The sequence below is a fragment of the Streptomyces sp. CB02923 genome, assembly GCF_001905005.1.
Taxonomy (GTDB): domain Bacteria; phylum Actinomycetota; class Actinomycetes; order Streptomycetales; family Streptomycetaceae; genus Streptomyces.
On the sequence record NZ_LWKZ01000001.1, the window covers coordinates 803,823 to 822,313 of the forward strand.

Consider the following 18,491-nt stretch of genomic DNA (forward strand, 5'->3'; position numbering starts at 1 on the left):
CCTGCGGCGATACGTGTTCGAACGACCACTGTACGCCGAGGGATCACGCCCTCTTCGCCCGGGTGTCACCTTCCGTGACCGGGCCGTACGCCCCGCCGGGCGGCCCGGGACGCACGGCGGCCGGCCGGGCGGTCACCCGCTCCGGTCGGCCGCCACACCCGGTCCGTTACGCCCGGTCCGTCACTTCTTGTAACCGATGTTCTGGAAACGGGGCGTCGCGAAGCCGAAGGCACCCGCGTTGACCAGGTCCTTCCGCGCCGCGACGACCTCGGGCCGCTGGTAGAGCGGTACGGACCCGGCCGCCGCCCAGATCCGCGCGTCGGCGCGCTCGATCAGCTCGCGGGAGGCGTCCTCGTCCAGTTCGGCGGCCGCCTGGTCGAAGAGCTGGTCGATGTGGTCGGTGCCGACCCGGGTGTAGTTCTGCTCGACGGTGAGGCTGCCGTCGGCCGCGGGCTGCGGCTTGGCGTGGATCGGGCGGCCGTCGGTGGCCGGGTAGGCGGAGCCCGGCCAGGTGTAGAGCGCCAGGTCGAAGTCGCCGGCCGCGATGTGGTCCTCGAAGTAGCTCTTGTCCGGCACCTTCTGCACGGCGGTCTGCACGCCGATCCTGGCGAGCATCCCGGAGATCCGGTCGGCCACCGTCCGCAGCCGCTCGGAGCCCGGTCCGTCGGGGAGCACGAAGCGCAGGACGAGCGGCTTGCCGTCCTTCTTCAGGGCGGGGACCGGCCCGCGCGCCGCGGGGTCGGCGGCCCGGTACGCGTCCGCCGGAGCGGCCAGGCCGCCCTCGACCGGCTTGCCGTCGGCCGCCCTGACCCCGTCCGCCTGCTCGGCGCCCCGGCCGCCGGGCGCGGGAGCCACCTCGATCATCTCGGCGATGCTCAGCGCGTCGGCCGCGAGCATCTCGTAGCGCCGGTAGTCCGCGTACGCCGAGGCGGTCGTGTCCCCCGCGGCCGCCGCACGCCGGTTCGCGGCCACGTCCTTGTAGAGGCCGGCGCTCTGCCGCAGCAGCGCGGACCGCTGGAGGTCGGCAGACCGCACACCGGCCGAGGACAGCGGCGCCGCCGGTGCGGCCGCCGCGCGCTCCGGGTCGCCCGCCTTGCCGTCGTCGGAGCCGCCCCGGTCGGCGTCCACCCTCTTCTCCGGCTCCTGGCCGGGCTTCTGCGGCTGTGCGGACGAACCGCCCGGCGCCCGCCAGCCCGCGTCCGCCAGCATCGCCCGCGCGGCCGTGGTGTCCGGGCCGCCGAGGGCGCCGCTGTGGTCCGCGTAGCCGGGCTGGCCCGCCATCAGCAGATGGCTGCCCAGCGGCCGGTTCGGCAGGCCGAGCGGCTTGAGCACGGAGTCGGCCAGCTTCTGCCGGTCGACGGCGCGGGCCACCGCACGGCGCACCCGGTCGTCGTTGAGCGGATGCGCGCTGCCGTTGAGGGCGAGCTGCGTGTAGGCGGGCTCCAGGGCCTTGCGGACGGTGTAGCGGCGCAGGGCGTCCCGCTCTGCGGCGGACGCGCCGCGCGGCGGTGCGTCGTCGCCGCCCGCGGCCGGGGAATGCCCGGCTTCGTGCTCGGCGCCTTCGACGCGCCCGGCCTCCGAGGCCCCGTCCGGCGCCCCGGCGCCGGGCGAACCGGCACCCGGCGAACCCGCGCTTGGTGATCCGGCGCCCGGCGAGCCCGCGCCCGGTGACCCGGCGCTCGCCGATCCCGATGCCGCGGGCCGACCCGCCGCGGTGATCTTCCGGGCGTCGGCCGGATCCACCTCGGCCAGGTCGGCCTTCCCGGCGGCCAGCGCCGCGGCCCGCTCCTCGCGCGGCAGCGCCGTCAGCACGATCGAGTCCAGCTTGGCGGGCGCGCCCCACCACTTCGGGTTGCGTACGAGGGTGAGGGTGCCGCCCCCACCGTCCCCGCCATCTCCGCCGTCCCCACCGTCCCGCCCCCGCACCGTGAACGGCCCGGCCGTCTCCGCGAGCCGTTCGCGGGCGCCGTCGTTGAAGGCCCGCGCGTCGCCCATCACGCTCTTCGGGTACAGCGGCGTGAACAGCGACGTCCAGTCCGCGTACGGCTTCGCGAAGGTGACCTCGACCTCGTGCGCGCTGCCGCCCTGCTCGACCTTCTCGATACGGTCGTAGCCCGCGTTGCGCGCGCTCCAGTACGCGTTGTCCTTGCCGCGCAGCGCCTTCCACTGTGCGGCGAAGTCCTCCGGCCCGACCGCGCGCCCGTCACTCCACCGCGCCTTCGGGTTGATCTTGTACACGACGGTCTGCCGGGGCTCGCGGTCGGTGACGTCGGCGGCGGTCAGGTAGTCCGGGTTGCGCTGCGGCCTGCCGCGCTCGTCCAGGGTGAACAGCCGGGGCAGTACCGCGTCGGTGACGCGCCGCGTGGCCGCGTCCGCGCGCGCCTGGAAGGCGTTCAGGGTGCCGGGCACGGCGTCCACGGCCCAGCGCAGCGTGCCGCCCCGGCGTACCCGGTCGCGGGCGGTGACGGCGATGTCCTGGGCGCCGGGACCGGCCTCCTCGGCGTCGTCGCCTCCGCCGCAGCCGGTCAGGACCGGCAGCGGCAGCAGCACTCCGGCAGCGAGGAGCGCGGCGCAGCGGCGCCTGCGGCAGGCCGCGCCGCCTGAGCTGACGGGGTGGGTCATCACGGTTACCTCCGGGGCTCGCCCGCGCCGCGCCGCCGCGGCGGTCCGCGGGGCCACGGATCACGTTCGGCCGACTTTGCGGCTCATCACATCTATGGCTCCACCACTGAAGGGGACCGGCCGCCGCGGGGGCGGGCGACACGTCGGCCGCCCCCGCGAAGGCCACCCGCCCGGCCCAACCGGTCCCGGTTCCTGGCGGGCGTCCCGGTGCGGCGGGCAGCACGAGGTCCGGGGCGGGCCGCCCGCGCGTTCCCGCATCCGGAGGGCGTACGGGGCGGCGCCCGCGGGCGTACGCGCCGCCGTACAAAAGGACACCCGCCGGCCCGGCCCGACGGCGCACACGTGCCGAAACATGCCGGTCCGGTTCCGCAATCACGACAGATCCCTTCCCAATCGCGACTGTGACGCGCGACACTCGCAGGCGCGCGCCGCTGCTCCCGGACCGGGTCCGGGTGCGGCGGTGAGGGCACGCCGACCACATCGCGGAGGTGAGGCACGTCATGTCCCTGAAGGACGATCTGACGGCAGCTCAACGCAGCCTGGACGCCCTGGAACAGTCGGTCGGCCGCCTGGAGGCACAGGTCGGCGGAAGTCTGGAGATCCGGCGCGTGCGCAGCGACACGGACCACTTGCGGGAGAGCCTGCAACTGCTGCGGGACGGCACGTCTGGCGCGCCCGGCGGGCGTTCCGCGTACGGCCTGGGCGCGCGCACCGCCCGCCCGCCGGTCCCCGCCCCCGAGATGGTGACCATCCCGGACGCGCCGTACGACACCGCCCTGTGGACCGACGCGGAGGACGAGGGTCTCGGCGCGCGCGACCGCCGGGCGCCGTAAGCCGCACCTCCGTACCGCCGCTGAGCGCCACCCGTCCCACCCCCGGACAGCCGTCTACGGAGACCGACGTTGGCCACTGGCACCGAACCCCAACCGCATACCGACACCAGCGGCGCGAAGGGCGCGGCCGGCCCCCCGGGCACCGGCGTCCACGCCCCCTCGCGCGCCGCGATCCCCGCCCGCCACCTGCGCACCGACCGCTGGTGGCTGTACCCGGCCACGACCGCGGCGGGCCTGTTCGCCTTCGTCGTCTACTCGACGTGGCGGGCGTTCGCGAACGCGGACTACTACGCCGCGCCGTACGTCTCACCGTTCTACTCGCCGTGCCTGGCGGAGAACTGCCACCCCATGCGCGGCGGGCCCAACTGGGACGTGATCGGCAGCTGGTGGGGCCTGTCCCCCGCCCTGCTGATCCTCATCTTCCCGCTGGGTTTCCGGCTGACCTGCTACTACTACCGCAAGGCGTACTACCGCGGATTCTGGGCCTCGCCACCGGCCTGCGCGGTTGCCGAGCCGCACAAGAAGTACACCGGCGAGACGCGCTTCCCGCTGATCCTGCAGAACGTCCACCGCTACTTCTTCTACTTCGCGGTGGCCGTCGCGGGCATCCTCACCTACGACACCGTCCTCACCTTCCGGGACGCGCACTACGAGTGGGGCCACATGGGCCTCGGCACCCTCGTCTTCCTCGTCAACATCACCCTCATCTGGGCATACACGCTCTCCTGCCACTCCTGCCGGCACATCATCGGCGGCCGGCTGCGGCACTTCTCCCGACACCCGGTGCGCTACCGCCTGTGGGGCTGGGTCGGCAAGCTCAACGCCCGCCACGCGGCGCTGGCCTGGGCCTCGCTGATCAGCGTGGCCGCCGCCGACTTCTACGTCTTCCTGCTCGCCACCGGGGCCTTCGACGATCCGCGCTTCTTCTAGGAAGGGTGCCTTGTGATGACGCAGCTGGACCGGCAGGAGTGGGACGTGGTCGTGGTGGGCGCGGGCGGCGCCGGACTGCGCGCCGCCATCGGGGCCCGTGAGCAGGGCATGCGTACGGCCGTGATCTGCAAGTCGCTGTTCGGCAAGGCCCATACGGTGATGGCCGAGGGCGGCATCGCGGCCAGCATGGGCAACGTCAACGAGGGCGACAACTGGCAGGTGCACTTCCGCGACACGATGCGCGGCGGCAAGTTCCTCAACCACTGGCGGATGGCCGAACTGCACGCCCGCGAGGCGCCGCAGCGGGTCTGGGAGCTGGAGACCTGGGGCGCGCTCTTCGACCGCACCCCGGACGGCCGGATCTCGCAGCGCAACTTCGGCGGCCACGAGTACCCGCGCCTCGCGCACGTCGGCGACCGTACGGGCCTGGAGCTGATCCGCACCCTCCAGCAGAAGATCGTCTCCCTCCAGCAGGAGGACGAGCGCGAACACGGCTCGTACGAGGCCCGGTTGAAGGTGTTCCAGGAGTGCACCGTCACCCGCGTCCTCAAGGACGAGGACCGGGTCGCCGGCGCGTTCTGCTACGAACGCGAGTCCGGCCGCTTCTTCGTCCTCCAGGCGCCGGCCGTGGTGCTGGCCACCGGAGGCATCGGCAAGTCCTTCAAGGTGACGTCCAACTCCTGGGAGTACACCGGCGACGGGCACGCGCTCGCGCTGCTCGCCGGGGCGCCCCTGATCAACATGGAGTTCGTGCAGTTCCACCCGACGGGCATGGTCTGGCCGCCCTCCGTCAAGGGCATCCTCGTCACCGAATCCGTCCGCGGCGACGGCGGCGTCCTGCGCAACAGCGACGACAAGCGCTTCATGTTCGACTACATCCCGGACGTCTTCAAGGAGAAGTACGCCCAGTCCGAGGCCGAGGGCGACCGCTGGTACGACGACCCGGACCACAACCGCCGCCCGCCCGAACTGCTGCCCCGCGACGAGGTCGCCCGCGCCATCAACGCCGAGGTCAAGGCGGGCCGCGGCTCCCCGCACGGCGGCGTCTTCCTCGACGTCTCCACCCGGATGCCGGCCGAGGTCATCCGGCGGCGGCTGCCCTCCATGCACCACCAGTTCAAGGAGCTGGCGGACGTGGACATCACCGCCGAAGCGATGGAGGTCGGACCGACCTGCCACTACGTGATGGGCGGCGTGGAGGTCGACCCGGACACCGCGGCGGCCACCGGCGTCCCCGGCCTCTTCGCCGCCGGCGAGGTGGCCGGCGGGATGCACGGCTCCAACCGGCTCGGCGGCAACTCCCTGTCCGACCTGCTGGTCTTCGGCCGCCGCGCGGGGCTGTACGCGGCCGAGTACGCGCGGGCCCGCGCCGTCCGGCCGGCCGCCGACCCGCTCCAGCTCGACGCCGCCGAGGCCGAGGCGCTGCGCCCGTTCAGCGCCGAGGGACCCGACGCGCACCACGCCGGGCGCCCCGCCGAGAACCCGTACACCCTCCACCAGGAACTCCAGCAGTCGATGAACGACCTGGTCGGCATCATCCGCAGGCAGGGCGAGATGGAAGAGGCCCTGGAGCGCCTCGCCGACCTGCGGGTACGGGCCCGCCGGGCCGGTGTCGAGGGCCACCGGCAGTACAACCCCGGCTGGCACCTGGCCATCGACCTGCGCAACATGCTGCTGGTCAGCGAGTGCGTGGCCCGTGCGGCGCTGGAGCGCACGGAGTCCCGCGGCGGGCACACCCGCGACGACTACCCGGAGATGGACCGGCGCTGGCGCCGGGTCAACCTGGTCTGCGAACTGGCCGAGGACGGCACGGAACTCCCCCCGCGGGACCCGGCCGTCGGCCAGATCCGCCTGACCCGCCGCGAGACCCCGCCCGTCCGGCCCGACCTCCTGGACCTCTTCGAACGGGACGAACTGGCGAAGTACCTGACGGACGCCGAACTGACGGCGGACACCGGACCGGCGGCACCCGTCACCGGAGCAGCGGACGACGAGGGGGCGGGCCGGTGAGCGCGCAGTCCGACGCCTACAAGGCGCACTTCAGGATCTGGCGGGGCGACGCGGACGGCGGCGGCCTGGCGGACTTCCGCGTGGAGGTCAACGAGGGCGAGGTGGTCCTCGACATCATCCACCGCCTCCAGGCCACCCAGGCCCCCGACCTCGCGGTGCGCTGGAACTGCAAGGCGGGCAAGTGCGGCTCGTGCAGTGCGGAGATCAACGGCAGGCCCCGGCTGATGTGCATGACGCGGATGTCCGTCTTCGAGCGCGAGGAGACGGTCACCGTCACCCCGATGCGGGCCTTCCCGGTCGTCCGCGACCTGGTCACGGACGTCTCCTTCAACTACGCCAAGGCCCGCGAGATCCCCAGCTTCGTACCGCCGCCGGACCTGGAACCGGGCGCGTACCGGATGCGGCAGGAGGACGTCGGCCGCTCCCAGGAGTTCCGCAAGTGCATCGAGTGCTTCCTGTGCCAGGACACCTGCCATGTCGTACGCGACCACGAGGAGAACAAGACCGCCTTCGCCGGGCCCCGCTTCCTCATGCGCGTCGCGGAACTCGACATGCACCCCCTGGACGCCGCCTCCGAGACCGGCCTCGACCGCAAGCGCACCGCGCAGGAGGACCACGGCCTCGGCCACTGCAACATCACCAAGTGCTGCACCGAGGTCTGCCCCGAGCACATCCGCATCACGGACAACGCCCTGATCCCGTTGAAGGAACGCGCGGCCGACCGGAAGTACGACCCGCTGGTATGGCTGGGGAACAAGATCCGGAGGCGGAAGGAATGAGCTGACGGGCGGTACCCGCGCGGCGCGTGGTGCGGGAGCCAACTCCCGTGTGCACAGGGGATGACGGGCCGCCGCCGGACCGCTACCTTCATGGAACCCGGTAACCGGTGGCCCGCTCCGATGACGGGCTGTACAGACCGCTCCGCCGCCCTCCCCCCACCGGCTGGGCACCCGACCGGCTACCCGCGCACACGGGGGTACCGCCATGGCCAATCCGTACGACCGTTCGCCGTCCTCTTCGCCCTCCCCCTCTCCTTCCCCCTCCGCCGTCGCTCGGCCGCCGTGGTTCCGCCGCGGCCGGGTCTGGGGGCTGCTCGCCCTGGGCTTCCTGTTCGGCGGCTGCACCGGGGCCCTGACCGCCGGTGGACAGGACGCACCGGAGCGTACGTCCGTGCAGGCCGCCGACCGGATCATGCCGAGGGCCACGGTGACGGTCACCGCGCCGCCCGCGAAGGCCGCCCCCGCACCCACCGTGACGGTGACGGCGACGGTGACGGCGACCGCGCGGGTGACGGTGACCGCCGCGCCGCCGCCGGCGGATGACGCGCCGTCCGGCGGCTCGGACGGGTCCGGCGACTCTGGCGGCTCCGGCGGCGGGGCGGCCTCCGGCGGATCGGCGGACGTCGAGTACGCCAACTGCGCGGCCGTGCGGGCAGCGGGCGCCGCTCCCATCCACGCGGGAGACCCCGGCTACAGCAGGCGCCTGGACCGGGACGGAGACGGCGTCGGCTGCGAGAGGTGACCGGCGGGCGGGGCGGGCCCCCGGGTCAGAACAGGCTCAGCAGGGCGTCCGCCGGGTCCGGCAGGGCGGTGTCGCCGTCCGGGAGGGGCAGTTCGAACCAGACGGTCTTGCCGCGGGGGGTACGGCGGCTGCCCCAGCCGGCGCTGAGGAGCCCGACGAGCTGGAGGCCGCGGCCCCCCTCGTCGGTGTCCCGGGCCCTCCTGCGGCGGGGCTGGGCCAGGTCCGCGTCCCAGACCTCGCACACCAGGGTGCGGTCCAGCAGCAGGCGCAGCCGGATCTCGCCGTGACCGTGCCGCAGCGCGTTGGTGACCAGTTCGCTGACGAGCAGCTCGGTGGTGTCGACCAGGACCTCCAGGCCCCAGTCCGTGAGCTGGTCGCGGGCCAGCTCACGGGCCCGGGAGACCGAGCGGGCCTCGGGGGCCAGGTTCCAGTCGCCGACGGAGTCCTTGGGCAGGCCGTGCACCCGGGCCATCAGCAGCGCGATGTCGTCCTCGCCGTGCCGGGTGTCCAGCGCGTTCAGCACGTGGTCGCAGACGTCCTCCAGCGGGCGCCCGGCCTCCGACAGGGCCGTCTGGAAGGCGCGCAGGCCCTCGTCGAGCGGGTGGTCGCGGGATTCGACCAGTCCGTCCGTGTAAAGGGCGAGCAGCGCGCCGTCGGGCAGTTCGACCTCGGTCTCCTCGAACGGCTCGCCGCCGACGCCCAGCGGCATACCCGGCGGTACGTCCAGCAGCAGGGCATCCTCGCCCTCCTCGACCATGACGGGCGGCAGGTGCCCGGCGTTGGCGAAGGTGCAGCGCCGGGTGACCGGGTCGTACACGGCGTAGACGCAGGTGGCGAGGTAGACCTCGGAGAGGTCGGCGGTCCCGGAGCCGGAGCGCGGCGCTTCCGCCGTGCGCCCCGCCTGCGCGCCGGGGGCCGCGGACCGGCTGCGCGGGGCGCGCGCGGTCGTACGGGCGCCGCCGCCAGTCGCGCCGAGCCCGCGCGCGATCTCGTCGAGCGCGGAGAGCACCTCGGCCGGTTCCATGTCGAGCAGGGCCAGGGTCCGTACGGCCGTACGCAGTTCGCCCATCGCGACGGCGGCGCGCAGCCCGCGCCCCATCACGTCGCCGACGACGAGGGCGGTGCGGTGGCCGGGCAGCTCGATGACGTCGAACCAGTCGCCGCCGACCTCGGTGGCGGTGGTGCCCGGCAGGTAGCGGCACGCGATGTCCAGGCCGGCCGCCTCGGGGTCGCCCGGGGGCAGCAGGCTGCGCTGGAGGATCAGGGCGCGTTCGTGCTCCCTGCGGTACAGCCGGGCGTTGTCGATACAGACCGCGGCGCGCGCGGCCAGGTCCACGGCGAGGGCGGTGTCCCGCTCCCCGAACGGCTCGCTGCCCTTAGTACGGGAGAACTGCACCAGCCCGACCACCGTGTCACGGGCGACCATCGGCACGGCGAGCGTGGAGTGCACCACGGCGCCCAGCTCGGCCCGCTCCTCGTTCTCCCGGCCCGGGATGATCTGCGCCTGCGCCGTGCGCAGCGCGCCCGCGCACGGGGAGTTGAACGGGTAGCGGTGGACGGCGCCGACCGCGACCGGGCCGTTCTCGCCCTCGGGCACGCCGCAGGTCATGGTGGCCAGCGGCGCGTCCGACACGGCGCTGGAGAAGGCGACCCGGCGCAGCTCGGCGCTGCCGTCGGCCATCCCCGGCGGAGCCTCGTCACCGGCCAGCAGGCCTTGGTAGAGGTCCACGGAGGCCAGGTCGCAGAACTGCGGTACGGCCACGTCGAGCAGCGTACGGGCGGTGGTCTCCAGGTCGAGGGAGTTGCCGATGCGGGCACCGGCCTCGTTGAGCAGCGCCAGGTTGCGGCGGGCGCTGGCGGCTTCCCGTTCGGCCCGGCGGCGGCCCGTGACGTCGGCGGCCAGCGCGGCGACCCCGATGGGGCGGCCGCTGGCGCCGTGCAGGCGGTACAGGGACACGGACCAGCGGCGGCGGTCGGCGTCCCCGGGCGGGGCGGGAGGGGACGCCGTACCGGAGGGGGGCATACCGGAGGGGGCCGAGGGAGGCGCCGTGCCGGAAGGGGCTGAGGACGCGGGAGCCGTGGGGGCCGGGATGGCCGCGGACGGCGCCTGCGCGGGCGCGGGGACCGTACCGACGAGCTGCATTTCCGCGACCGGCTCGCCGGACTCCAGCACCCGCCGCAGCGCCCCCTGCAGCCGCTCGGCCTCGGACCGCGGCAGGAAGTCGTGCGGCCCGCCACCTCGGTACTTGGCCGCGGGGCCGCCGAAAACGGTCGCGAAGCGCTCGTTGACGCGCCGGATCCGCAGGTCCGTACCGAAGAGCAGGAAACCCATGGGAGATTGTCCGAAAACGGCCTGAGAGGCGGCGAGGTCGGTCTCGATGCCGCGCAGCGCGCGGACGTCGACGACGAGACAGACCGCGGCCCGCTCGCCGTCCGCCGTCTCGGACGGCATCACATAGATCTCCGCGAGCCGGCTCCCCCCGGCGTCCGGCGCACCGTCGCGCTCCGTCTCCCGGGTGCGGTACGGGACCAGGCCGGTCCACTCGCGGCCGTCCAGGATCTTCGACACCGTGCGGTGGGCCCGTTCGTGCAGCTCGTCCGGAACGAAGGCGGCCACCGGGTCCTTGCCCACCGCGTCGGCGGCGGGGATGCCGAGCATCTCGGCGGCGCGCTCGCTCCACCGGTCGATGCGTCCGTCGGGGCCGAGGGAGAAGGACGCGACGCGGATGTAGTCATAGATGGAGCCGGGTGGGCTGCTCTGCCATATCGGCGGGCCTTCCGGGCCGTCCGGCCCCGACGGCCGCTCCGGATTGGCCGGACCGTCCGTACCACCCGGCCCGGCCGGCTGCGCGGGTCCTGCCCCGCCAGATGACTTCTCGCTCACGAGCCCCGTCCCCTCCAGCTCATCGTGCCCGGACCGGACGAGCCGAGTATCCAGCACCGCGGCTATCCGGAACACGGTCTTCACGATCACAGCACAGTCTCGATCGCAGGCCGTCCACAGAATGTCAATGAAACGGCAACGATCAGGCCGCCACCAGACTCCTAACCCGCCACAGACAGCTCGAACCACACTGTTTTACCTGTCCTGCCGTGCCGGGTGCCCCAGCACCTCGACGTGCACGCCACCAGCTGCAGCCCCCGGCCCCCCTCGTCCTCGGGACTCGCGGTGCGCTCCCGAGGCGGATCGGGCAGCGGATCGGACACCTCGACGAGCAGATCACCCCCGCTCTTGAGGACCATACGCACGCCGATGGGCCCGCTGGCATAGCGCAGCGAATTGGTCACCAGCTCGCTGACGAGCAGAACGGCCAGGTCGACGGCGGTGTCCAGCCCCCAGTCCTGGAGCGTCTCGCGGACCGCGGCGCGGGCGGTACGGGCGGACCCGGGCTCGGCCGGAAGGCTCCATTCGGCGATGGGGGAGCCGGGGATCATGCCGCGCCGGGGTGCGCAGGGGGCGGATTCGGGGACCCCTGCCGCTGCACTGTCGCTCACGCCGATCACTTCCCAGCCCGATGCGAACGCCCTCCGGATTGTCCATGTTGAAGGGGTAAACAGCACATACCCGGTATCAGCGCATCAATATCGCCCTCAATGGCGCACTGTGGCACAAACGGCGTACTGGGACGGGCGGTATCACGGCGCGTACGCCGCGTGAGCCGCGCGGGCACTCCGGCGCGCCGCCACCGCGGCGGCAGCCCCGTACGGGGGACTCCCCCGATCCGATGATCGGCCCGTACGGGGGAAGGGTGAGGTGACAAGATGACCGGCCTGCCGGGCCCGGCAGGTCAGGCAGGTCAGGCAGGTCAGGCAGGTCAGGCGCCGGCAGCGTACGAGGATCCGAGGCGGCGCATCGCCTCGGCGACCGCCGGGCGGTCCTGGTCCAGCCAGTCGACCTCGTGCTCCTGGTCCGGCGCCAGCCAGCGCAGCGCGTCGTGGTCCTGGAGCGGCCGGGGCTGGCCGGACACCAGCCGGGCCGTCCACACCCGCAGGACGAGACCGGGGCGCAGCGCCCACTCCCCTGGAATCCGTTCCAGCGGCTCGGCCTCGATGCCCAGCTCCTCGCACAGTTCGCGCGTCAGCGCCTCCTCGGGCGTCTCACCGGGCTCGACCTTGCCGCCGGGCAGCTCCCAGCGGCCGGCCAGCGCGGCCGGAGCACTGCGCCGCGCGGCCAGCAGCCTCCCCCCGTCGAGCACCGCTCCGCCCACCACCACACGCACGTCCGTCATGCGCCGCAGCCTACGTCCCGCGCTGCCGCGCCTCCCTCTCAGGTGGCGGCGTGCCCCACCCGCTCCACGACATAGAGCCGCCCGTGCCTGCGGGTGTCGAGCCGGTCGGCCACCTGCTCCGCTTCCGCGCGCGTGGCGTAGCGGCCGACGCGATAACGGTTGCCGCCCTCGTCCTGACGAATGACGAGCCAGGGCAGCACCGCGCCACTGTCGGTCATTGCGCCCCTCCGTCCGCCGTCCAGCGCGCCGTCGCGCGCCCCTCCTGTACTGATGCCGAAACCGCATTCCGCATATGCCCGAGCCTACGCCCGACCTTCACGCACCGGATACGGCTTTGCACAAAGAGATACCGAACCGGCCATCGCACAATGCACGAAGGGCGCGCGGTCATGCCCGCGCGCCCTTCGCGGACGCCCCCACGGACGCGCCGGGCGCGAATACGGACGGGCGCCTCCGGTGGCTCCTGCCACCGACGGCGCCCGTCGCGTTCTGCCCGAAGAAGCGTTAAACCTTGCCCGCCTCGCGCGCCGCGCCGGACGTGCCGCCGGCCGCGGACCGCTCCTCGGCCGCCTCGGCCTCGGCCGCCGCCAGCGACTCCGCCTCGGCCTCGATCAGCGACGGGTTGCGCCAGGAACTGCGCACACCCCATACGTAGAAGACCAGGCCGATCACGGCCACGACGAGGATGTCCCAGCCCTCCGGCAGGTACCCCTTGCCGCCGAAGTCCTCGCCGCCCATGTACGAGACGCACGCCATGACCAGCAGGTACGCCACCATCCAGGCGCCCGCCTTCAGGTGCGGCTTCAGCTCGGCCCAGGGCTTGCGCAGCTCGTACCAGGCCCAGACCGGCAGGCCGACCGCCATGATCAGGATGACCTTGCCGGTGAGCGGCCAGCGGCCCCAGTACAGGACGAGCGAGCCGAAGACCATCGCGACCGGCGCGATGAACGGCATCACGCGCAGCTTCACCGGGCGCTTGAGGTCGGGTGCGAGGCGGCGCAGCGACATCACCGCGACCGGCCCGGTGATGTACGAGATCACGGTCGCCACCGAGACGATCTCGGCGAGCGAGCCCCAGCCGCGGAAGACCGCGAGGAACAGGAAGGCGATGAAGAGGTTGAGGACCAGCGCCGGGCGCGGCACACCGGTCTTCTTGTCGACCCGGCCGAAGATCTTCGGCAGGTGGCCGTTCTCCTGCACGCCGTGGATCATGCGCGAGGTGGTCGCGGCGTAGATCATGCCGGTGCCGGACGGGGAGACGAAGGCGTCCGCGTACAGCAGCATCGCCAGCCAGTTCAGGCCCCAGGCGATGGCGAGGTCGGCGAGCGGCGAGTTGTAGCCGAGGTGGGCCCAGCCGCCGGCGGACTCCAGCTTGCCGCCGGGGACGGCCATCAGGAAGGCGACCTGGAGCGCGACGTAGATGACGAGCGCGATCAGGATCGAGTAGATGACGGCCTTGGGGAGCGACTTGCCCGGGTTACGGGCCTCGCCGGCCATGTTCAGCGGCGACTGGAAACCGTTGTAGGCCCAGACGATGCCGGAGACGGCGACGGCGGTGAAGACCGCGCTCCAGCCGTTCGGCGTGAAACCGCCGTGGTCCTTGATGTTGCTGGTGTCGAAGTGCGCCATGATCAGGGCGCTCGCCGTCAGGATCGGGACGACGACCTTGAAGACCGTGATCGCGGTGTTGGTCTTCGCGAAGAGCGAGATCGCGAACCAGTTCAGGAAGAAGTAGAAGATCAGCAGGAGGCTGGCCAGGGCGACGCCGCTGCCGGTCAGCTCCTTGCCGTCATAGAGCCCCTTGGTCCACTCGAAGTTCCAGGAGCTCATGTACTGGACGGAGGCGGTGGCCTCCCCGGGTATGACGGAGACGATCGCGATCCAGTTGGCCCAGGCGGCGAGGTAGCCGGCGAGCGAGCCGTGCGAGTACTGGCCGTAGCGGACCATGCCGCCCGCCTTGGGGAACATCGAGCCGAGCTCGGTGTAGGTCAGGGCGATCGTGAGCGCGACGACCGCGCCGATGACCCAGGCGAGGATGGCGGCGGGACCGGCGATGGCGGCGGCCCGCTCGGCCCCGAAGAGCCAGCCGGAGCCGATGATCGACCCAAGACCCGTGGCGGTCAGGGCAATGGTCCCGAGGGACCGTCGGTAATTCGAGTGGGAGCCCTGCTCCGCGCTCTGGGTCTGCGTCGTGCTCAACGTGCTTGGTCTCCTGATCTTCCCCCGTGCCGTGCACAAACTTCGCCATCGTAAGAGCGAATTGGAAGATCGGATTCCCAAGCGGGGTCAAAACTCGGGTCTGGCTGAAGGTGTGTGAGGTTTCCAACACGCCAATTGGCCACCCAAATACCGACATACACGCACTTAAGGGGTGGCTACTGGCGGGTTACGCGTCAGTACACAACGTGCGATCTTGGTGAGAGCACCAAGGAAATTGGTAGGTGGGGACGGGTTTCGGCCAACGCGGGAAGGGGAAAAGGGACAGATCGAGCGGCAGGACAGACGCGAGGGCACGACGCCGGGGCGCAGCCGCCGCCCCCGCTCCAGCGGCGACGCCTCAGATACGCAGCTACGCGGCCCCGGAGCCGACCACCGGATATCGGCAATCGGCAATCGATGACCGGCAACCGGCCCGATGTGAAGCTCGGATACCGTGCCGCCCCCGTGCGCGGCCCCGCACCCGTGCGCGCCTGCGCACTCAGCCTTGCTCCGGTGCGCGGACTGATACCGACGGACTGCTGCCGTGCGCGGACTGACACCGACGGCCAGCCCCCGTGCGCGGACTGATACCGACGGCCAGCAACCAGCGGCCAGCGGCCTAATGCACCGGCAAGTGATACGCCACCCGATGGCGGTCGGCGAGCGTCACGACGTCCGCCGTCTCCACGGGGCGGCCGCCCGCGAAGTACGTACGCGAGATGACCAGCACCGCATGGCCCGGCACCCCGCCCAGCGCCATGGCCTCCTCCGCCAGCCCGGGGCGCGCCCCGACCTCCTCGACCACGTTGTCCACGATCACGTCGATGGCCGCCATCCGCTCGACCACCCCGCGCCCGGCCAGCGGCCCCTCCTCCGGCAGCATCACCGGCGTGCGTCCCGTGAGGTCGAGCGGCTCCCAGGAGGTGGAGAGCATGGCCGGCTCCCCCTCCGCCCGGAAGAGATAGCGCGTACGCATCACGCGGTCGCCCACCTGGATGCGCAGCCGCGACGCGACGGCCGGGTTGGCCTCTTCCCGCTCGCTGCTGGACTCCCAGGTCCCCTTGACCCGCTCGTCGGCCTGCTCCTGCCGGAAGGGCGTGGCACCGACGCCGGTGCGGTAACCGGCGCGGGCGATACGGCGGGGGACGGGCTGCTCACGTACATACGTCCCCGACCCGGAGCGGCCCTCGACCAGCCCCTCGGCCATCAGAACCTTGCGGGCCTCCAGGGCGACCGTGTCGGAGACGCCGTACTCCTCGCGGATGCGGGCCTGGGAGGGGAGGCGGGTGTGCGGGGGCAGCACACCTTCGACGATCTTCTGGCGCAGGTCGCCGGCGACGCGGAGGTACGCGGGCTGCTCACCGAAAGGCACATGCCCCTCCCAACAGCTTGACAGTCAGCAACAGCGTGGCAACCGCTCGTTGTTGACCGCAAGCCTGGGCCAGAAATTCACTCGATGTGATGAAGCCCAGCTCAACCGGCGTGCTGATCATGGAAGTTGACCACTCGCGGACACGCGTTCCCGGCCGCCCGGCACGGCCACCCCATTCGTGCGAAAGTCGGTACGACACGCCGCCCGCGCGGTACGGGAAGGAGCCCACCGTGCCCGACACCCCCACCCCCGGCACCAGCGAACCCACCACGTCCACCTCCCCCTCTTCCCCCTCCCCCGCCCTCTCCCCCATGCCGGAGGACTGGCAGCGGGCCCTGGCTGTCGTCGCCCACCCCGACGACCTCGAATACGGCGCGGCCGCCGCCGTCGCCGAGTGGACCGCCGCCGGGCGCCAGGTCACCTACCTCCTGGTCACGCGCGGCGAAGCGGGCATCGACGGCCTCGGCCCCGAGGAGTGCGCCGCAATCCGCGAGGCGGAGCAGCGGGCGAGCGCCGGCGCCGTCGGCGTAGGGACGGTGGAGTTCCTGGACCGCCACCACGACGGCGTGATCGAGGCCGGGCTTCCCCTGCGCCGTGACCTGGCGGCCGCCATCCGCCGGCACCGCCCGGAACTGCTGATCACCCTCAACCACCACGACACCTGGGGCGGAGTGTCCTGGAACACCCCCGACCACCGAGTCGTCGGCCGCGCCACCCTCGACGCGGCGGGCGACGCGGGCAACCGCTGGATCTTCCCCGACCTGACGACCGAACTCGGCCTCGCTCCCTGGAACGGCGTCCGCTGGGTAGCCGTGGCCGGCTCCCCCTACCCCACCCACGCGAAAGAAGTCGGCCCCGGCATCGACCGAGCCATCGCCTCCCTGGCCGAACACCACGCGTACATCACCGGCCTGGAAGGCGCGGGCCAGGACCCAGCCGCCTACGCCCGCAACTTCCTCGAACCCATGCTCCACGCATCCGGCAACCAATACCGCGGCACCCCCGCCACCCTCTTCCAGCTCTACCCCCGCTGACCCGCATCCCTTCACGAAGCCCGCGACGCCCCCGCTTTCCCCTCCGCCACCCGGGCCACGAACCCCAGCACCAGGTCAGCCACCTCCCGCGGCCGCTCCAGCAGCATGGCGTGCGTCGCGTCCACACCCGCCACCTCGACCCACGGCTGCGTACGCGCCAGCTCGTCCAGATCGGCGTGCAGCCCCTTCACATAAGCCGCCATCATTTCATCCACCCACGGCATACCGGGCGTTGACGGATTCGGACGCAGCGCCCGGCCGATCAGCAACGGCCGCCGCAACCGCCGGTAAAGCCCGAACAAATCAATCTCCGCCATCGCCTCCTGCATCCCGAGCCCCGCCACCCGCTCAGGCCGCAGGTAGACCTGCCCATCAGGGGTCTCCCCGATTCCACGCCGCACTCCCGCCTCCATCAGCTCTCGCTCGATCCCCAACTCCTCCGCCATGAGAGCGTGATACGCCAACACCCCGTCCAACCCGCCTTCCGGCAGAGGCCTCCCCATGGCCGCCTCGGCGAACTCCCGTACCTCCTCCAATCGCCGCACCACATAACCCCGTTCCATCCCCACGTACTGCTCAGGCCGCCCCATCCCGTGCCCGTCCAGATTCACCGCACCCGGCGTGCCCTCCAACTCCTCGGCGCAGCACGCCGCGACCATCCCGCCCAACGAATGCCCCACCACAAAAGCCCCGGCGATCCCACATTCCTCCACCACAGCCGCCACATCCGCAACCACCCCCGCGAACGTCCACGCCCCGTCCCCGCCCCCCGACTTCCCATGCGCCCGCAGATCCATCGCCACCACCCGATGCCGCCCGACGAGCAACGGAGCAACGGCCTCCCAATCCGCCAACGTCCGCCCGGCCCCATGCAGAAGCAGCAGCGGCGTCCCCTCCCCACCGTGATCCCGCACGGCAATCTCCACACCGCCCGGCACAACGACACGGACATCCCCAACCCCATGCACAACAGTCATGCGCCCACGCTAGACCGCCCGCTTCCCCCCAAAATCCTCCTCCAGAACGTAGAACTCCCACCCCCACGCACCCCATACTGGACTTACCCCACCCCGCACTCCCCACAACCCACACCCCCAGCTCACCGCGACACCAAACACCCCCGCCCCTCCACGCGGACGTCAGTACCTTGCGATGACTTGACGCAGGTCCGTGCCGAGGACGCCTCCGAGAGCCCGCACATCAGCCGAAGCCAGCGGCAGCTCACGCTCCGGATCAGTGACCACCAGGCCGTACCTGGCGAACCCCGCAGCCTCGACGTAATCGAGAGCGTTCAGATCGGTCGACGCAGAACAGCACGGCGTCATCACGGCAAGCGAGCCGAAAAACCCATCCGCCCCAGCCGCCCGCTCCATCGCCCCGACCCACCAGTCTTCAACGTCGGAGGCACACTCGGGGCAGCGGACCCCACTCCAATTCCCGCCCGGATCGATAAACGCCACACCGGCAAATTCCCGCACCTCATGCCCACCCGACGCCCCAGGCACAAGCCGCCGCAACAACGCGAACGCAGCCTCGCTCACAGCGGGCAAAGGCGAGAAATACGGGTCTTCGGAGACGAGATGAAGCAGGGTGGCACTCACTATGATCATGCTAGTCGGGAGCCCTGACTGAATTCCGGGCTCGCACTGAACCTGAACCACCTCTCAGCACCCCTGCTCCGGCCAGCCCCTCCCCCGGAAGCCCGTCGGCACAGTTGTATGGATCAGCAGCGCTGCAGCCC

The 18,491-nt window shown here is 72.2% G+C and carries 15 protein-coding genes; 6 read left to right on the top strand and 9 right to left on the bottom strand.

From position 1 onward, the window contains the following. Window positions 1–180: 180 nt before the first annotated feature. Window positions 181–2,622, bottom strand: a complete 2,442-nt coding sequence (locus A6A06_RS03365; protein WP_073758584.1) for an ABC transporter substrate-binding protein — start codon at window positions 2,620–2,622, stop codon at window positions 181–183. A gap of 500 nt (window positions 2,623–3,122) precedes the next feature. On the opposite strand from A6A06_RS03365, the gene A6A06_RS03370 reads away from it, so the two are divergent. The 5 genes from A6A06_RS03370 (at window position 3,123) to A6A06_RS03390 (ending at window position 7,916) form a co-directional block, all read left to right on the top strand. Then, window positions 3,123–3,455 (top strand): hypothetical protein, encoded by a 333-nt coding sequence (locus A6A06_RS03370; RefSeq protein ID WP_073758586.1) that lies wholly within the window; start codon window positions 3,123–3,125, stop codon window positions 3,453–3,455. 69 nt (window positions 3,456–3,524) lie between these two features. Continuing rightward, on the top strand, window positions 3,525–4,385 hold the full coding sequence (locus A6A06_RS03375; protein WP_073758588.1) for a hypothetical protein: 861 nt from the start codon (window positions 3,525–3,527) through the stop codon (window positions 4,383–4,385). A gap of 15 nt (window positions 4,386–4,400) precedes the next feature. Next, a complete protein-coding gene (locus A6A06_RS03380; protein ID WP_073758590.1) occupies window positions 4,401–6,395 on the top strand; it encodes a fumarate reductase/succinate dehydrogenase flavoprotein subunit in 1,995 nt (664 codons plus the stop codon). After that, window positions 6,392–7,174, top strand: coding sequence for a succinate dehydrogenase/fumarate reductase iron-sulfur subunit (locus tag A6A06_RS03385; protein ID WP_073758592.1), 783 nt, complete (start codon window positions 6,392–6,394; stop codon window positions 7,172–7,174). Before A6A06_RS03380 ends, A6A06_RS03385 begins: the two co-directional genes overlap by 4 nt. A gap of 205 nt (window positions 7,175–7,379) precedes the next feature. Next, on the top strand, window positions 7,380–7,916 hold the full coding sequence (locus A6A06_RS03390; RefSeq protein ID WP_079193758.1) for an excalibur calcium-binding domain-containing protein: 537 nt from the start codon (window positions 7,380–7,382) through the stop codon (window positions 7,914–7,916). Between the two features lie 25 nt (window positions 7,917–7,941). Here the strand turns inward: A6A06_RS03390 and A6A06_RS03395 are convergent, their stop codons facing one another. From A6A06_RS03395 to A6A06_RS03420, 6 genes are all read right to left on the bottom strand, one after another. Then, entirely contained in the window at window positions 7,942–10,683 is a 2,742-nt protein-coding gene (locus tag A6A06_RS03395; RefSeq protein ID WP_242440585.1) for a SpoIIE family protein phosphatase, read from the bottom strand. Window positions 10,684–10,961: 278 nt separating this feature from the next. Then, on the bottom strand, window positions 10,962–11,351 hold the full coding sequence (locus A6A06_RS03400; protein ID WP_079193759.1) for an ATP-binding protein: 390 nt from the start codon (window positions 11,349–11,351) through the stop codon (window positions 10,962–10,964). 380 nt (window positions 11,352–11,731) lie between these two features. Further along, window positions 11,732–12,145 (bottom strand): (deoxy)nucleoside triphosphate pyrophosphohydrolase, encoded by a 414-nt coding sequence (locus A6A06_RS03405; protein WP_199930654.1) that lies wholly within the window; start codon window positions 12,143–12,145, stop codon window positions 11,732–11,734. 38 nt (window positions 12,146–12,183) lie between these two features. Further along, window positions 12,184–12,363 (bottom strand): SPOR domain-containing protein, encoded by a 180-nt coding sequence (locus A6A06_RS03410; RefSeq protein ID WP_073758598.1) that lies wholly within the window; start codon window positions 12,361–12,363, stop codon window positions 12,184–12,186. 286 nt (window positions 12,364–12,649) lie between these two features. Continuing rightward, window positions 12,650–14,344 carry an APC family permease gene (locus tag A6A06_RS03415; protein WP_073758600.1) on the bottom strand — a complete coding sequence of 565 codons (1,695 nt, stop codon included), beginning with the start codon at window positions 14,342–14,344 and terminating at the stop codon, window positions 12,650–12,652. Window positions 14,345–14,963: 619 nt separating this feature from the next. Beyond that, window positions 14,964–15,716, bottom strand: coding sequence for a GntR family transcriptional regulator (locus A6A06_RS03420; protein ID WP_073758602.1), 753 nt, complete (start codon window positions 15,714–15,716; stop codon window positions 14,964–14,966). Between the two features lie 311 nt (window positions 15,717–16,027). On the opposite strand from A6A06_RS03420, the gene A6A06_RS03425 reads away from it, so the two are divergent. After that, complete coding sequence (locus A6A06_RS03425; RefSeq protein ID WP_073759751.1) at window positions 16,028–16,750, top strand: PIG-L deacetylase family protein; 723 nt, start codon at window positions 16,028–16,030, stop codon at window positions 16,748–16,750. Window positions 16,751–16,761: 11 nt separating this feature from the next. Here A6A06_RS03425 and A6A06_RS03430 read toward each other — a convergent pair whose 3' ends face one another. Both A6A06_RS03430 and A6A06_RS03435 read right to left on the bottom strand, forming a co-directional pair. Further along, entirely contained in the window at window positions 16,762–17,727 is a 966-nt protein-coding gene (locus tag A6A06_RS03430; protein WP_073758604.1) for an alpha/beta fold hydrolase, read from the bottom strand. A 162-nt stretch (window positions 17,728–17,889) separates the two neighbouring features. Continuing rightward, on the bottom strand, window positions 17,890–18,351 hold the full coding sequence (locus tag A6A06_RS03435; RefSeq protein ID WP_199930655.1) for a hypothetical protein: 462 nt from the start codon (window positions 18,349–18,351) through the stop codon (window positions 17,890–17,892). Between the last annotated feature and the right edge of the window lie 140 nt (window positions 18,352–18,491).